This window comes from Streptomyces sp. RK9, assembly GCF_045070545.1.
GTDB lineage: Bacteria > Actinomycetota > Actinomycetes > Streptomycetales > Streptomycetaceae > Streptomyces > Streptomyces alboflavus.
This window is the reverse complement of the sequence record NZ_CP173704.1, coordinates 1,981,139-1,996,508: the sequence shown is the minus strand read 5'-3', so window position 1 is coordinate 1,996,508 and position 15,370 is coordinate 1,981,139. Positions and strand designations below refer to the sequence as shown.

The 15,370-nt window shown below is 74.4% G+C and carries 10 protein-coding genes; 2 read left to right on the top strand and 8 right to left on the bottom strand.

The window, feature by feature from the left end; translation table 11 throughout:
• Positions 1 to 225: 225 nt before the first annotated feature.
• Positions 226 to 1,203, top strand: coding sequence for a hypothetical protein (locus AB6L24_RS29230; RefSeq protein ID WP_405660107.1), 978 nt, complete (start codon positions 226 to 228; stop codon positions 1,201 to 1,203).
• A 329-nt stretch (positions 1,204 to 1,532) separates the two neighbouring features.
• Here AB6L24_RS29230 and AB6L24_RS29225 read toward each other — a convergent pair whose 3' ends face one another.
• Complete coding sequence (locus AB6L24_RS29225) at positions 1,533 to 3,305, bottom strand: DUF6350 family protein (RefSeq protein ID WP_405663405.1); 1,773 nt, start codon at positions 3,303 to 3,305, stop codon at positions 1,533 to 1,535.
• Positions 3,306 to 3,421: 116 nt separating this feature from the next.
• Between AB6L24_RS29225 and AB6L24_RS29220 the strand changes: the two genes are divergently transcribed.
• The gene (locus tag AB6L24_RS29220; protein ID WP_405660105.1) at positions 3,422 to 4,789 is read left to right on the top strand and encodes a helix-turn-helix domain-containing protein; all 1,368 of its coding nucleotides are present in this window, start codon (positions 3,422 to 3,424) and stop codon (positions 4,787 to 4,789) included.
• 271 nt (positions 4,790 to 5,060) lie between these two features.
• Here AB6L24_RS29220 and sucD read toward each other — a convergent pair whose 3' ends face one another.
• The 7 genes from sucD to AB6L24_RS29185 all read right to left on the bottom strand — a co-directional run bounded on the left by sucD (position 5,061) and on the right by AB6L24_RS29185 (position 15,327).
• Positions 5,061 to 5,945, bottom strand: coding sequence for a succinate--CoA ligase subunit alpha (gene sucD / locus AB6L24_RS29215; protein WP_405660103.1), 885 nt, complete (start codon positions 5,943 to 5,945; stop codon positions 5,061 to 5,063).
• A 22-nt stretch (positions 5,946 to 5,967) separates the two neighbouring features.
• Positions 5,968 to 7,149 carry an ADP-forming succinate--CoA ligase subunit beta gene (gene sucC / locus AB6L24_RS29210; RefSeq protein ID WP_405660101.1) on the bottom strand — a complete coding sequence of 394 codons (1,182 nt, stop codon included), beginning with the start codon at positions 7,147 to 7,149 and terminating at the stop codon, positions 5,968 to 5,970.
• Between the two features lie 525 nt (positions 7,150 to 7,674).
• Positions 7,675 to 8,943, bottom strand: coding sequence for a hypothetical protein (locus AB6L24_RS29205; protein WP_405660098.1), 1,269 nt, complete (start codon positions 8,941 to 8,943; stop codon positions 7,675 to 7,677).
• Between the two features lie 107 nt (positions 8,944 to 9,050).
• A complete protein-coding gene (locus AB6L24_RS29200; protein ID WP_405660096.1) occupies positions 9,051 to 10,172 on the bottom strand; it encodes a hypothetical protein in 1,122 nt (373 codons plus the stop codon).
• A gap of 102 nt (positions 10,173 to 10,274) precedes the next feature.
• The gene (locus AB6L24_RS29195; protein WP_405660094.1) at positions 10,275 to 11,480 is read right to left on the bottom strand and encodes a VWA domain-containing protein; all 1,206 of its coding nucleotides are present in this window, start codon (positions 11,478 to 11,480) and stop codon (positions 10,275 to 10,277) included.
• On the bottom strand, positions 11,480 to 14,161 hold the full coding sequence (locus AB6L24_RS29190; RefSeq protein ID WP_405660092.1) for a DUF5682 family protein: 2,682 nt from the start codon (positions 14,159 to 14,161) through the stop codon (positions 11,480 to 11,482). The genes AB6L24_RS29195 and AB6L24_RS29190 overlap by 1 nt, the downstream gene beginning before the upstream one ends.
• Positions 14,158 to 15,327 (bottom strand): AAA family ATPase, encoded by a 1,170-nt coding sequence (locus AB6L24_RS29185; RefSeq protein ID WP_405660090.1) that lies wholly within the window; start codon positions 15,325 to 15,327, stop codon positions 14,158 to 14,160. Before AB6L24_RS29185 ends, AB6L24_RS29190 begins: the two co-directional genes overlap by 4 nt.
• Between the last annotated feature and the right edge of the window lie 43 nt (positions 15,328 to 15,370).

Here is a 15,370-nt window from a genome sequence, read left to right as displayed (position 1 = left end):
GGGAACCCTACGAAGCGGCCGACCGTCAGCAACGATACCGGCACACCGGGCGGCCCCTCACGGGACGGGGGCGCGGCCGGAAGGTAGCGTCTGTGGGGGCAGCCGCCTGAACAGTCAGTAGCCAAGCTCCATCGCCGAGTTGCCCGGCTCCGCCGGGCCGCCGGGTTCCACACGACGAGTCTCTGCCCAGGGGCCGGGCTCTACCAAGGGGAAGACGCACACCTGATGCCGGACCGCAGCCTCCGCCTCCCACCGTCCTTCGCGTACGGCCCGCCCCTCGCGGACGGCCCGTCCCTCGCGGAGGGCGCGTCCGGCCCGACACGCGGGGGGCGGGACGGGTCGACACTGCTGCGGGACGGGGGCGGACAGCCTTCGTCGCCGCCTCGGGGCTCCGAGGGGTCCGGTGCGCCCGGTGGTTCCGGGGGCTCCGGTGCGTCCGGGGGCTCCGGTGGTTCCGGTACGTCCGGCGGCTCCGGCAACGGGTCCTCCGAGGACAATCCGTTCGCGCCGCCGCCCGAGGGCACGCCCGAGCGGCCGTGGCAGCCGCGACGGCCCGCGAACGGGTCCGGCGGCGACGGTTCCGACGGCTCCGGCGGCGGCGAGTCACCGTGGGGCAGCCAGTGGAGCGACCGGCAGCCCGGGCGGTCGTCCGGCGGCGGCTTCGGCGAGCGCCCCGGCAGCCAGGGCCCCGAGGGTTCCGGCTCGGGCTCGAACGGGCAGGGCGGCGGCGGCATGCGCTGGGACCCGACCGACCCGGCCCAGCGGCGCGCCCGCTACGCCCTGCTCTCCGGCATGTGGGCCTTCTTCTTCGCGCTCTTCGGCTGGCGGTACGTGGCGCTGTTGCTCGGCGCGCTCGGTCTCCACTGGGCCATCAGCGCGCTGCGGGCCAAGCCGAAGCTGCCGGACCCGACGGCTCCGGCGCCGGTCGGCGCGGCGGGGGCGCAGGGCGGGGCCGGGGGGAACGGCGCGGCCGGCGGGTCGCGGCCCGCGCGGGCCGGAGGACGGCCGCAGACCACGGCGGCGATCAGCGGCCTGGTGACGGCCTCGCTGGCGCTGGCCATGGTGCTCGCCACGTTCGCCGCGCAGCTGATCTACCGGGACTACTACACGTGCCGTGACGACGCGCTGACGAACCAGTCCCGGCAGGAGTGCGAGGACCTGCTGCCGAAGGAGCTGCGGCCGCTTCTCACCGACCGGGACTGATGACGCACCGGGCCTGAGGCAGGCGCCGTCCGGATGGTGAACCGGCTCCCCCACGGATGCGTGGGGGAGCCGTCGCGCTGGTACGGCCGTCGTGCGGCAACGGCGAAGGGCCCCTCACTCGTGGAGTGAGGGGCCCTTCGTCTCTGGAGCGCCCGGCAGGCCTTGCACCTACATTTCCCATCGGATGATGGGCGTCTTTCCTTGGACCACAGACGCGCGACTCCCGTGCTGTGCACCGAAGTTACACCAAGATCGTACACGAATTCCGGAGCGCCGATCAACGTCCGCCGGAGGGCGTCGGGGCCAGGTGTCGCGGCCAGGTGTCTCGGCTAGGTGTCGCGGCCCGGGTCGGGGAGGAAGTCGTAGGGCTCGAAGGTCGCGGGTGGGGGTGGGGGTGGGGGTGGGGGTGCGGCGGGGAGTGGGGGTGAGGGGAGGGGGCCGGGGGTGGTCGGTGGGGTTGTGTCGGGGAGGGTGGTGGTGGGGGGTGCGAGGTCGGTGGGGGGTGCGACGTCGGCGTGGGGCAGGGGGTCGGTCGTGGGCGCGGGGTCGGTCGTGGGCGCGGGGTCGGTCGTGGGTGCCGCGCCCGTCGTGGGCGTCGCGCTCGCCTCCGGCACCGACTCCGTACGGGCAGCCACCACTCCGGCCGCCCCGCCGGGCACCAGCCCGGCCACCGCCTCCCCCTCGGCGGCCTTCCGCCCGCGCCCGCGCCTGCGCCCGCGCCACAGCCCCGCCACCCAACGCCCGAACCTCCGGCCCCGCCTGCCCTCCGCGTCGCCCTCCTGCCGGCCCGCCGCCATCCCCTCCACCCGCGCCCGCTCCGCCTCGACGGCCGCCTGCGCCCGCGCCCGGACCCGCAGCCGCCACCACCGCACCCCCAGCGCCACCGGCACCCCCGCGACCCCCGTCCACGCCACCGCGGCCAGGCCCGTGAGCCACCACACCGGGCCGAACTCCGCCAGGGTCTCGGCCCCCAGCGGCCCCCCGGCCAGAGCCGCGAGGGCCGCGCACGCGCCACCGCACAGCACCGCCGCCGTCCCGGCACCCGCCGCCGTCCGGCCCGCCGACCAGGCGGACTCCCCGGCCGTCGCCGCCCGCGCCGCGAACCAGCCGAGCACGCATCCGGCCACCCCGGGCACCACCCCGACCGCCCAGGTCAGGGGCGATCCCGGACCGGCCTCCGGTACGGCGGCGAGAAGCGGGAACGGGGGCAGCATCGGGGCGGCGGCCGCGTCGAGCGGCGCCACGACCGTGCCCGTACCCAGGACGAACCCGGGCCCGAGGCCGTACGCCGCACCCCACACCGCGGCGTTCGGCACCAGCGCCAGCGCCAGCAGGAGCACCGCGAAGCGCCCCGACCACACCGTGGTCAGCGTCAGGAACGACTCCCGCACCGGGCCGCCGTGCAGCACCACCGAGACCCCGACGAGCAGCGCTCCCCCGCCCACCAGGACCGCCGTCCCCGCGACGGCCGCGCGGGCCGCGCCGAGGAGGCGTTCGGGCGCGAAGAGACGACGTACCGCCGCGGGCACCGGCAGCGCGGCCGCCGCACGCCGCACCGCGTCCGGCAGCGGCCCCGGCGGCCGGCCGTGCGCCGTCCACACGCCGAACCCGGCCGCCGCCACGGCGAGCAGCGGCACGTGCGCCGCCGCGCTGGGCCAGGAGGGGCGCAGCTCGCCGCCCGCCGCGTACACCGCCGCCGCCGTCGCGACCAGCAGATAACCGCCGACGACGCCCGCCCACGCGGTGCGTGCGCCGAGCGCCCGCTCGTCGGGGTCCGCCGCGTCCCGCGCGGCGCGGTGCACCAGCCAGGCGGGCAGGGCGAGCAGCAGCAGCGGGGTGACGCCCACCGGCGCGGGCACCCCGGACAGCGTCTCGGTGCGGACCAGCTCCGTGCCGTGCGCGAGGAGCCACAGCGCGGCCGCCACGTGCAGCGCACCGCCCGGCCCGCTGTCGGGGTACGGCGAGCTGATCCACAGGGCCATCACCAGGACCGCGAACGCGCCGAGGCCGAGCCCGGCGGCGATCGCCCCGCCGATGACGCAGGTGCCGAGGCCGGGCGCCGTCTGCTTCCGGTAGAGCGTGAATGAACCAGGGTCGGTCATGTCGGTCACGCGGCCATGCTCCCAACGACACGCGCTTTCATCGCGTAACGGGCGAATGCCGGATGTGTCGCTCAAGATACGTTTATGTACTTTTTCGTGCGACGGATCGGCTAGCCATGTCCCAGCGCCCTGCCGTCCCACTGCCGACCCCCAAGGAACGCCGCAGACTCCGCGAGGCGAAGTCCCTGACCCAGGCCGAGGTCGCCGCGAGCATCGGCGTCAGCCGGGAGACCGTCCGCGCGTGGGAATCGGGCCGCACCCACCCACGAGGGGAACGGCGGGTGGCTTATGCCCGCTTCTTGGAGGGGTTGGTGGAGGGGGCCTTGGCGGGGGCCTCGGTGGACGGGGCGGTGGGGGGCTCGGCGGCGGGGCGGGGTGGGGAACGGGCCGAGGTGCGGGACCGGGCCGAGGCCCAGGCCGAGGCTGCGGAGGTCCGGCCCGAGGCCCAGGCCGAGGCGGCGCGGGTCCGGCCCGAGGCCCAGGCCAAGGCGACGCACGACCGGCCCGAGGCCCAGGCGCGGCCCGGCGTGCCGACCCTCGCGCAGGTGCAGGCGGAGGCCGAGGCGCGGGCCGAGGAGCGGGCCAGGGCCCGGGAGCTGGCCGAGGCGCGGGTCGAGGCGGAGGCGGAAGCGGAGGCCCGGGCCGCGGCGCGGGCGGCGACGGGCTCCGCCTCGGCCGACGAGCGTCCGACCGCCGAAGCCGCCTTCGACGCCCTCTGCGCCCGCACCGCCCCCGCCCTCGTACGCCAGACCTACGCCCTCACCGGCCGCCGCGCGCTCGCCCGGGAATCCGTGGAGCGCGCCTTCCAACTGGCCTGGGAACGCTGGCCCGAGGTGGCCGTGGACCGGGACCCGGCGGGCTGGGTACGGGCGGCCGCACACGAGTACGCGCTCTCCCCGTGGCACCGGTTCCGCCCGGCGCACCGCGGCCCTGACGTACCGCCCGCCGAGGAGACGCACCGCGCCCTGCTCACCGCGCTCCTCGACCTGCCGCCCACGCAGCGCCGCACGCTGCTCCTCTACGACGGCGTGGGGCTCGGCCTGCCCGAGACCGCGGCCGAGACGGAGGCGAGCACTCCGGCCGCGGCGAGCCGGCTGCTGCACGCGCGCGAGGCCGTCGCCGAGCACCTGCGTGCCGCCGACGAGCCGCCCGAGGTACTGCACGAGCACCTCGGCGCGCTCGGCAGCACCGAACGCCTGGTGGTGCCGCGCCCGGCCCGCGTCCGCATCGGCAGCGAGCGCCGGGCCCGCCTGTGGACCCGCGCGGCCATCGCCTTCACGGCCCTGATCATCGGCGCCACGGCCCTCACGGTCCGCACGGCCCCCACCCGCTACGAGCCCCCACAGTCCCCCGGCCGAGCCATCAGCGGCGTCCCCCCGAGAATGGGCCCCGGCCCCTTGTCCTACGAGGACGAGATCCTCCGCGAAAAGCTCCGCAAAGAACCCACCCGAGGCCCGGCCCGCCTGCTCCCGAAACCGGAATAGCCCCCCACCACGACGGCCGCAGCCGCTGCGGACACCGCTGCCGCTAGTGCTGCGGGCAATCGTGCCGCAGGGCGATAGGGGTCTCCCCTGCTCGAGCGAAGCCGAGAGCTTGGGGAAGGGTGGGCGCAGCACCTCGGTGCCGGGCAACGCAATGTCCCGTACCCCCACCCCGGCGCCGGGGAACCAGAACACCGGCCCCGTCCCGGGGCAACGAAAGCGGGCCCGCACCCCGACCTATGGGGCGCGGGCCCGCTTTCAGCGAGCGAGAACGTCAGCCGGCCAGGATCGCCCGAGCCAGCTTCGCCGTCTCGGTGGGCGTCTTGCCGACCTTCACACCGGCAGCCTCAAGAGCTTCCTTCTTGGCGGCAGCCGTACCGGACGACCCGGACACGATCGCACCGGCGTGCCCCATCGTCTTGCCCTCGGGCGCGGTGAACCCGGCGACGTACCCGACGACCGGCTTCGTCACGTTGGCCTTGATGAAGTCGGCCGCACGCTCCTCCGCGTCACCACCGATCTCACCGATCATGACGATCAGGTCGGTCTCGGGGTCGGCCTCGAACGCGGCGAGCGCGTCGATGTGCGTCGTACCGATGACGGGGTCACCACCGATGCCGACGGCCGACGAGAAGCCGATGTCACGCAGCTCGTACATCATCTGGTACGTCAGCGTGCCGGACTTCGAGACCAGGCCGATGCGCCCCGGCTTGGTGATGTCGCCCGGGATGATGCCGGCGTTGGACTGACCGGGCGTGATGAGCCCCGGGCAGTTCGGGCCGATGATCCGGGTCTTGTCGCCCTTCGACTTCGCGTACGCGTAGAACGCGGCGGAGTCGTGCACGGCGATGCCCTCGGTGATGACGACCGCGAGCGGAATCTCCGCGTCGATCGCCTCGACGACGGCGGCCTTGGAGAAGGCCGGCGGCACGAAGAGGACGGAGACGTTGGCGCCCGTCTTCTCCATGGCCTCGGCGACGGTGCCGAACACCGGGATGTCCGTGCCGTCGATGTCGACCGACGTGCCCGCCTTGCGCGGGTTCACACCGCCGACGATGTTCGTGCCGTCACCGAGCATGAGCTTGGTGTGCTTCATGCCCGTGGCACCGGTCATGCCCTGGACGATGACCTTGCTGTCCTTGTTGAGGAAGATAGCCATGGTGGTCTGAGTCCCTCGTCCCTTACTTCGCAGCCGCAGCGAGCTCGGCGGCCTTGTCGGCCGCGCCGTCCATGGTGTCCACGCGCTGGACCAGCGGGTGGTTGGCGTCGCTCAGGATCTTGCGACCCAGCTCCGCGTTGTTGCCGTCGAGGCGCACGACCAGCGGCTTGCTGACGTCCTCGCCCTTGGACTTGAGGAGCTCGAGCGCCTGCACGATGCCGTTGGCGACCTCGTCGCAGGCGGTGATGCCGCCGAAGACGTTGACGAAGACGGACTTGACGTCCGGGTCGCCGAGGATGATCTCCAGGCCGTTGGCCATGACCTCGGCGGAGGCGCCGCCACCGATGTCGAGGAAGTTGGCCGGCTTCACGTCGCCGTGGTTCTCACCGGCGTACGCGACGACGTCCAGGGTGCTCATGACGAGCCCCGCGCCGTTGCCGATGATGCCGACCTCGCCGTCGAGCTTGACGTAGTTGAGGTTCTTGGCCTTGGCGGCAGCCTCGAGCGGGTTGGCTGCGTCCTTGTCCTCGAGGGCCTCGTGGTCGGGCTGACGGAAGTCGGCGTTCTCGTCGAGCGAGACCTTGCCGTCCAGGGCCAGGATGCGGCCGTCCGTGGTCTTCACCAGCGGGTTGACCTCGACGAGGAGCGCGTCCTCGGCGACGAAGGTGTCCCACAGGGTCACCATCGCCTCGGCGACGCCCTCGGCCACGTCGGCCGGGAACTTCGCCTGGGCCACGATCTCGCGGGCCTTCTCGATGGTCACGCCCTCGACGGCGTTGACCGGGACCTTCGCGAGGGCCTCGGGGGTCTTCTCCGCGACCTCCTCGATGTCCATGCCACCCTGCACCGACGCCATGGCGAGGAAGGTGCGGTTGGTGCGGTCGAGGAGGTACGAGACGTAGTACTCCGCCTCGATCTCCGGAGACAGCTCGGCGATCATCACCTTGTGGACCGTGTGGCCCTTGATGTCCATCCCGAGGATGTCCGTCGCGCGAGCGACGGCCTCGTCCGGGTCGCCGGCCAGCTTCACGCCGCCGGCCTTGCCGCGGCCACCGACCTTCACCTGCGCCTTCACAACCGACTTGCCGCCAAGCCGCTCGGTGGCCTCGCGCGCCGCCTCAGGCGTGTCGATGACTTCACCGGCCAGCACCGGTACACCGTGCTTGGCGAAGAGGTCCCTCGCCTGGTACTCGAACAGGTCCACGCGCGTCCGTCCCTTTTCAGTGATCTCGCGCCGCCGTGCAGCGGCTTCAGTCTCTGCGTGCTCTGCGTGGGCGTGCCGCGAAGGGCAACGTGACTGCGCTGTCACAAGGGAGGCGTAGCCGAAAGTCCGGTACGCGGCATGTCCGTCTCGCAGGTTATCGCCGTGGGACGTGCGTCCCTAAATCGCAGATCACATTTGCGCGGTGATGACGGTCACAGATCGCGTCCGCCGGGCGTGTCGGACAGCCCCGGCACGCGCCGTTTCCGGGCGTGCCGGGGCCTGTGGGGCGGTCGCGCGGCTCGGGTCGTGAGGGCGGCGCGGGCCCCGGGGGGTGGCGTTTGCGGTTGTGATCAGTCGCGGTACGCCGGTCGGCTGATGTGTGGCTCGGGGTCAGCCGATGTGGGGGTTCGTGGGGTCACGAGGGGGTGGCCGTCGCGTGGGCGGCCGGGGGTGGCCGTCGCGCGGGCGGCCGGGGGGCAGCCGTCGCGTCGGCGGCTGCCCCGTCGGCGGCTGTCGCGCGGGCGGTCAGCCGTTGTACGTCGACTGGTACGCCGCGTCGTACACCGGCAGGCCCGTCGCGCCGCCACCCGGCAGGTAGTCCGGGGTGACGTCGCCCGTCACGCCCCGCGCGCCGGTCAGGGCGTTGCCCGCGAGGGAGCCCGCGTCGGCGCCGACCGTGCCGGTCAGGTCCCCGGCGAACGGCTGCACGTCGGCGACCACGCCGCCCGCGAAGGGGCTCACGTCGCCGACGGCCCCCCGCACGAGCCCGTCGGCGCTGCCGCCGACACCGCCCACGACCGGGCTGACCTGGTCGGTCACCGACTCCACGAGCGGCCGCACCGACCCGACCACGCCCCCGGCGAACGGCCGCGCGTCGTCGGCCACGACCGTCTGCGCGAACGGCGGCACGTCCGCGACGACGCCGCCCGCGAACGGCTGCACGTCCCCGAGCACGCCCTGCGCCAGGTAGCTCGCGTCCCCGACGGCGCCGAGCGCGACCGGGACCACTCCCTCGACGGCCGTCCCCGCCACCGGCGGCAGCACGGAGTCCGAGACGCCTTCGACGGTCGGGGCGGTGGTGGCGAGGGTGGATGCGGTGAGGTCCTGGGCGTGCTGGGCGGTGCGGTCCGCGTCGGGGGCGCGGACGTCGCCGACGGGGCCGAGGTCGCCGACGGGGCTGTCGGCGTTCTGCACTCCGTCGAGCTGCGGGGCGAAGGCGGAGAGGGGACCGAAGAGGTAGTCGATCTCCCCGGTGCCCGGCGCGTCGAGGTCGGCGACCTCGCCCCGGGCGGCGTCGGCCACCTTGTCCTGGACGTTCACCTTGTCCTGGACGTTCACCTTGTCCTGGACCTGGTCCCGCACTCCGGAGACGTCGACCTGGTCGTCCACGCCGGAGACGGTGCCGCGGACGTCGGAGACCTTGCCCTCGACGCCGGAGACGGTGCCCCGCACGTCGGAGACCTTGCCCTTCACCCCGGAGACGGTGCCCTGCACACCGGACACCCTGTCCTGCACACCGGCCACCTGGTCCTGCACGCCCGAGACCGTGCCGCGCACACCGGACACCTTGTCCCGCGTGTCGGTCACGGCGCCCTGGACGTCCCGCACCACGGGGGCCTTCTTCTGGACGTCGCCGACCTCAACCTTGACGTCGTCGACGGCGTCGGACGCCTGGTCGGGCACGGCGACAGAGTGCGCGGGCAGTTCGTCCGCGCTGGCGACGGCCGAGCCGAGCGCCCACGCACCGGTGACACCGGCGGCTATGACAATGGAACGGCGAATGTTCTTGTTCATGCGTCGTCGGATCCTTCGCATTCGTTCTGGCTGTGGAACCGGTCCTCCGACCGGCGGGCAGACCCATGCCGCCCCCGCGCGGCAGGTCGAGCGGGGAACGGGCCGCCCTAGCCAGGGAATTCGAGGATGTCCCGGTGTCTGTCGCGCACCGGAGCGGCACCGACCGCCGCACCCGGTCCGGCCACGAGCCGGACCTCACCGCGGCCGCCGCAGCGGACCGCACCCGGATCGGCGTGACGCTGCGAACTCCCGTCACCCGCCGACTGCCCACTCACACAGCCGCCCGGCCGCCCGGGCAACGGAGCCTTCTCAGCCCCACCGGTCCCGTGCTCAGCGAACGCCGCACCGACGCCGCCCCGCACCTCATCGCCACGGCTCCCGCCGGAGCCGTCGCCGTGCGAGGACCTCCAACTGCCGCAGGGGTACGAGGAGTCGAGGCACGGCCCGTACGCCGCAGCACCCCGGTCCGTGTCAGCGCGGCCCCGTCCACCATGACCGTCATCGCGGTCACGCCCGGCCCGGTCGGCGTCGCGCGCACCGTGCTCACCCGCGGCCTCGGCGGGTCCGGGCCGGGTCGCCCCGGCACCGCCGCCCCCGGCATCCGGCCGCAAGGGCTCGGGCAGCAGGTGCCGCGGCTCGGGCAACACGCGCTGCGGCTCCGCCAGTACACGCTGCGGCTCGACCAGCACGCGCTGCGGCTCGACCAGCACGCGCTGCGGCTCGGCGAGCAGTGCCTTGGCCTTCGGTACGAGGTGGCCCGCGTCGGACAACAGCTCTCGCGGCTCGACCGGCGCACGCCGGGACTCGGGAAGCACACGCCCGCCGCCGGACAGGGCCTGCCTCGGCTCGGACGAGGCCTGCTTCGTCGCCTGCTTCGGCTCGGGCGAAACCTCGCGTGGCTCGGGCAGGGGCAGGGTCGGCTCCCGCGGCGTCCGGGGCGACGCGGGCAACGCCTCGGCGGTCGGGGCGTCTTGCGCGTCCCGCGCCGCCTCATCGACAACATCCCGCGCGGGGCGCACCGCGGGCTCCACCACGGGCCGCGTCACCCCCCGCACCGCGTCGGTCACGTCCGCCGCGTCGCCGCCCTCCGCCGCCCGCGCCCGCTCCCCGCACACGAGGCCGAGCACGACGAGTCCCGCAAGCAGCACAAGCACCCGCAGCGCCCGCCGCCCGACGACCGCGCGCACGAGGCGCACCGCCGTACCGGACTGAACGACTGCGGAAACCAAGGCGACAACAACCTTCCGGACACAGCACGCGGAATCTCTGCCTCCGCGTGGGCGGGGGCGTCGATACTCGCACGACAGTCCGCCCGTCGCGCAAGCCCCCTGTTACCGATGCGTATGCATGTCCGGTATGGGCAGCGGCCTCTTCTCGATCGCCGCCGCCATCACGTCCGGGAAGAGGTCGGGCGTACAGGCGAACGCGGGCGCGTCGAGCGCGGCGAGCGCCGCCGCGTGCTCGCGGTCGTACGCCGGTGCCCCTTCGTCGGACAGCGCGAGCAGCGTCACGAACTGCACCCCGGACGCCTTCATCGCCGCGACCCGCTTCAGCATCTCGTTGCGGATGCCGCCTTCGTAGAGGTCGGAGATGAGGACGACGACGGTCTCCGCGGGCCGGGTGATCTGCGACTGGCAGTACGCCAGCGCCCTGTTGATGTCGGTGCCGCCGCCGAGCTGCGTGCCGAACAGCACGTCCACGGGGTCGTCCAGCTGGTCCGTCAGGTCCACGATGTTCGTGTCGAACACGACGAGCCGTGTGCTGATGGACCGCATCGAGGCGAGCACCGCGCCGAACACGGAGGCGTAGACGACGGACGCCGCCATCGAACCGGACTGGTCGATGCAGAGGATGACCTCCTTCTTCACCGACTGCGCGGCCCGCCCGTACCCGATGAGCCGTTCGGGGACCACCGTCCTGTACTCGGGCAGGTAGTTCTTGAGGTTGGCCGCGATCGTGCGGTTCCAGTCGATGTCGTGGTGGCGCGGCCTGCTGACGCGGGCGCTGCGGTCGAGGGCGCCGGTGAGGGTGGCCCGGGTGCGGGTGGCGAGCTTCTTCTCCAGGTCGTCGACCACCTTCCGCACGACGGCCCGCGCGGTCTCCTTCGTGGTCTCGGGCATCGCCTTGTTCAGCGAGAGCAGCGTGCCCACCAGGTGTACGTCCGCCTCGACGGCCTCCAGCATCTCCGGCTCCAGGAGCAGCGCCGACAGGCCGAGCCGGTCGATGGCGTCGCGCTGCATGACCTGCACGACGGACGAGGGGAAGTACGTCCTGATGTCCCCGAGCCATCGCGCGACCGACGGCGCCGACGCCCCGAGCCCCGCCGAACGCCCCTCGCCCCGCTCCTTCTTGCCCCCACCTCCGTAGAGCGAGGCCAACGCCCCGTCCATGGCGGCATCCCGCCCGCTGAGCTGACACCCGATCCCTTCAGCAGCATCCCCACCGAGCACGAGACGCCACCGCCGCAACCGCTCGTCCCCACCGCTCCCTTCCACACTCCCCGTCCCCGTCCCCGCATCCACGCCGACATCCCCCATCACGCCACTCCCGTCAAAGAGTTCCCACGCACTCCGGCACCCCGCTCACCGGCACTGCCGTCACCGAGCCCCAACAGCAGCCCCACCACCGGAAGCACCGCGTCCGCGCGCCCCGGATCCAACTCCACGCCGAACCCGGACGCGCCCTCGGCGAGCGGCACAGCCGCACCGGAGTGCCCGGGCCCCCGCCGCACCAACTCACCCAACGTGCGGCGCACGCCCGACTCGTACGCCCCGAACGTGCGCCGCAACAACGGCAGTACGTCGACGAAGGCGTCCCCCGAGACCCCGGTGAGCCACTGGTCGACGAGCCCGAGCAGCCGCTCGTCGTGCACGAGCAACAGCCCGCCCCCGGCGCCGCCGCCGAGGAACCCCTCGATCCAAGCGGCGGCCTCCCCCGGCTCGGTCCCGGGCGACAGAGCAAGCCCCACGAACCGCGCGGCCTCCCCCTCGGCCAACACCCCGTCGTCCATCAGCAGCCGGGCACAACGCCCCCGAACGCCCCCGGCGACCCGCTCCCCGCCGACGAGCCCCCGCAAAACCCCCAACCACCGCCCCCGAACCCCACCAACATCCCCCGAACCCTCGGCCTCCACCACACTCGCCGTCCCAGCCGCGCCCGCTGCCCCGGCCACCGCCGCTGGCGACGCTTCCACTGCCTCTACCGCTGTGGGCAATCGTCCCGCAGGGCGGGACGGGTGGGCACAGCCCACGGCGCCGGGCGCCCCCTCGTCCGACTCCAGCCCCGGCCCACCCGGGCCCCCCGGCCGCCCCAGTCCCCCCAACAGCCCCACCGCCAGGTGCACCCCGTCCACATGCCCCCGCATGGCCTCCGCCGCCTCCGCGTCAAGCCCCACGCACGCAGGCGGCAACCCCACGAACACCCGCTCGGCCAGCCCGAGGGCCACCTCCCCCAGCGCCCCCGTGTCCGTACCCCGCACATCCCCGTAGCGAAGCGACCGCACCAACGCGGGCAATGCCTGCGCCAGATGCCCCACATCCGCGTCGAGCGCGGCCCGATCGGCGAGGACCCGCATCACCACGGGCAACGCCTCAGGAAGCTCGGCAAGGAGACACCGCTCGGCCAAAGCGGTCACCTCGGCCAGCACCCCCGCCCCCACCGCGTCCGCCTCCGCCTTGGCGGTCGCCGCCCCCACCACGGTGGTGCCCCACACCCCGGCCTCGGCGACCCGCACCGACAGCTCGGGCTCCCACCGCAGCCGCCAGCTCTCCCGGAACGTCCCCGTGCTCCCGCGCGACTCGACCGGCTCGCCCCAGCCGACACCGAGCAGCCGCAGCCGATGCAGCAGCCGGCTGCGCGCCGCGTCGGTGTCCTTGCGGAGGTCGAGCTCCAACTCCCGCTCCAGCGCCTCCGGCTTGAGCCGGAGCCTGCGCTGGAGCCGGGTGAGGTCACGCTGGAGCGGCACGGCGGGCGCCGTGTCGGGCACCTCGCCGAGGACGTCTCCGACGACAAGCCGGTCGTGCACCAGGGCGAGCGGCACGTCCGAGCCCTCGCACATCACGGCCCGCACGGCGTCCATCGTCTCGGTGAGCCCGGCCAGCGGCCGCCCCCGCATCACGGCGAGCGTGTCGGCGAGCCGCACCGCCTCGATGACATGCGCCGACGACACGATCCTGTCCTCGTTCCTGAGCAGCCCGGCGACCTTGGTCAGCCACCGCTCGACGGGCCGGTCGGGCGCGCTGAACAGATGCCCGTACCAGCCGGGCGAGTCGATGCCCGCCCCGTACCCGCTGTGCCGCGAGAGCCGCCGGTGCGTCCACGGCACCCACGTCATGTCGACCTTGACCTTGGGCAGCCCCTTGAGCAGCGCCCGGTCGGCGGCCACGGAGGTCTTCTGCCGGAGCGCGGGCACGTGCCAGGCCCCGCAGACCACGGCGACCCGCCCGGCCCCGAACTCCCGCTGCGCCGCCCGGATCTGGAGCCGCATGTACGCCTCGCGCAGCAGGTCCCGGTCGTGCCCGCCGCTGCCGTACGTCTCGCGCAGCGCGCCCATGGCCTCGCCGAGCGCCTCGAACGGCGCGAACGCGTCACCGCCGCCCGCGCGGTGCTCGACGACGTCCTCCCACCAGCGCTCCGGGTCGTCGTACCCGGCGGCCTCGGCGAGCACCGCCAGCGGGTCGACGCGCACCGCGTCGCCGGTCGCGCCGACCGCCCCGGCCGCGTCATCGGGCCGACCCGCCGCGCCTTCCCGCCCGTCCCCGGGACCGTCCCCACCCTTGTCCCCGCCCGCGTCCCCACCCGTGTCGCCGCCCGGGGCCTCGCCCCCCTCGCCCTCGCCGCGCGCCAGCGCGTGCGCGGCCGGCAGGTCCATGAAGCGCACCGGCACCCCGCGCCGAACCGCCCACTGGATCGCCACCCACTCCGGCGAGAACTCGGCGAGCGGCCAGAACGCCGAGCGGCCCGGCTCGTCCACGATGTGCGCGAGCAGCGCTACCGGCGGGCGCATGCCGGGCTCGGCGGCCAGCGCCACCAGGCCGTCGGCCTCCGGCGGTCCCTCGATCAGCAGCACCTGGGGCCCGGCCGCGTCGAGCGCGCTCCGCACGGCCCGCGCGGAACCCGGCCCGTGGTGCCGCACGCCGAGCAGCAGCGGCCCGTCCGCGCCCGTGGCCCGCGCGGCGGCCCCACCACCGGCCGCCGTACGCCCCTGGCCGGCCGTCATGCGCTCACCTCGCGGCAGGCGCGGTAGAAGTCCTTCCAGCCGTCGCGCTCGCGCACGACCGCTTCCAGGTACTCCTGCCAGATCACGCGGTCCGCGGCGGGGTCCCGCACGACGGCGCCGAGGATGCCCGCGGCGACGTCGCCGGGGCGCAGCACACCGTCCCCGAAGTGGGCCGCGAGAGCCAGGCCGCCTGTGACCACGGAGATCGCCTCGGCCGTGGACAGCGTCCCGCTGGGCGACTTCAGCTTCGTGCGCCCGTCCGTGGTGACGCCGTCGCGCAGCTCGCGGAAGACCGTGACGACGCGGCGGATCTCGTCGATGCCGTCAGGACCGGTCGGCAGGTCGAGGGAGCGGCCGATCTGGTCGACGCGGCGGGAGACGATGTCGACCTCGGCGTCGGCGCTCTCGGGCAGCGGCAGGACCACGGTGTTGAAGCGGCGGCGCAGCGCGCTGGAGAGGTCGTTGACGCCGCGGTCGCGGTCGTTGGCGGTGGCGATCAGGTTGAAGCCGCGGACGGCCTGGACCTCCTGGCCCAGTTCCGGGATCGGCAGGGTCTTCTCCGACAGGATCGTGATCAGTGTGTCCTGCACGTCCGCCGGGATGCGGGTCAGCTCCTCGACGCGGGCCGTCATGCCCTCGGACATGGCCCGCATCACCGGGCTCGGCACCAGCGCCTCGCGGCTCGGGCCGTGCGCGAGCAGCCGCGCGTAGTTCCAGCCGTACCGGATGGCTTCCTCGGGCGTCCCCGCCGTGCCCTGCACGAGGAGCGTCGAGTCGCCGCTGACGGCGGCGGCCAGATGCTCGGACACCCAGGTCTTGGCGGTGCCGGGGACGCCGAGGAGCAGCAGGGCGCGGTCGGTGGCGAGCGTGGTGACGGCGACCTCGACGATGCGGCGCGGTCCCACGTACTTCGGTGTGATCACGGTGCCGTCGGGCAGCGTGCCGCCCAGCAGATACGTCGCCACGGCCCAGGGCGAGAGCAGCCAGCGGGCGGGGCGCGGGCGGTCGTCCTGCTCGGCGAGCGCGGCGAGTTCGGCGGCGAAGGCGTCCTCGGCGTGCGGCCGCAGCGCCTGTCCGGCCGCCTCCTGAGGCCCCTCCGCCGGGCCCTCCCCCGCGCCCCCGGCGGACGTGGTGGCCGCCCCGGCCGACTCCACGGAAACAGTCATGTGATCCCCCTCCAGATCCTGCGTGCGTCAGTGCCGCGGCACG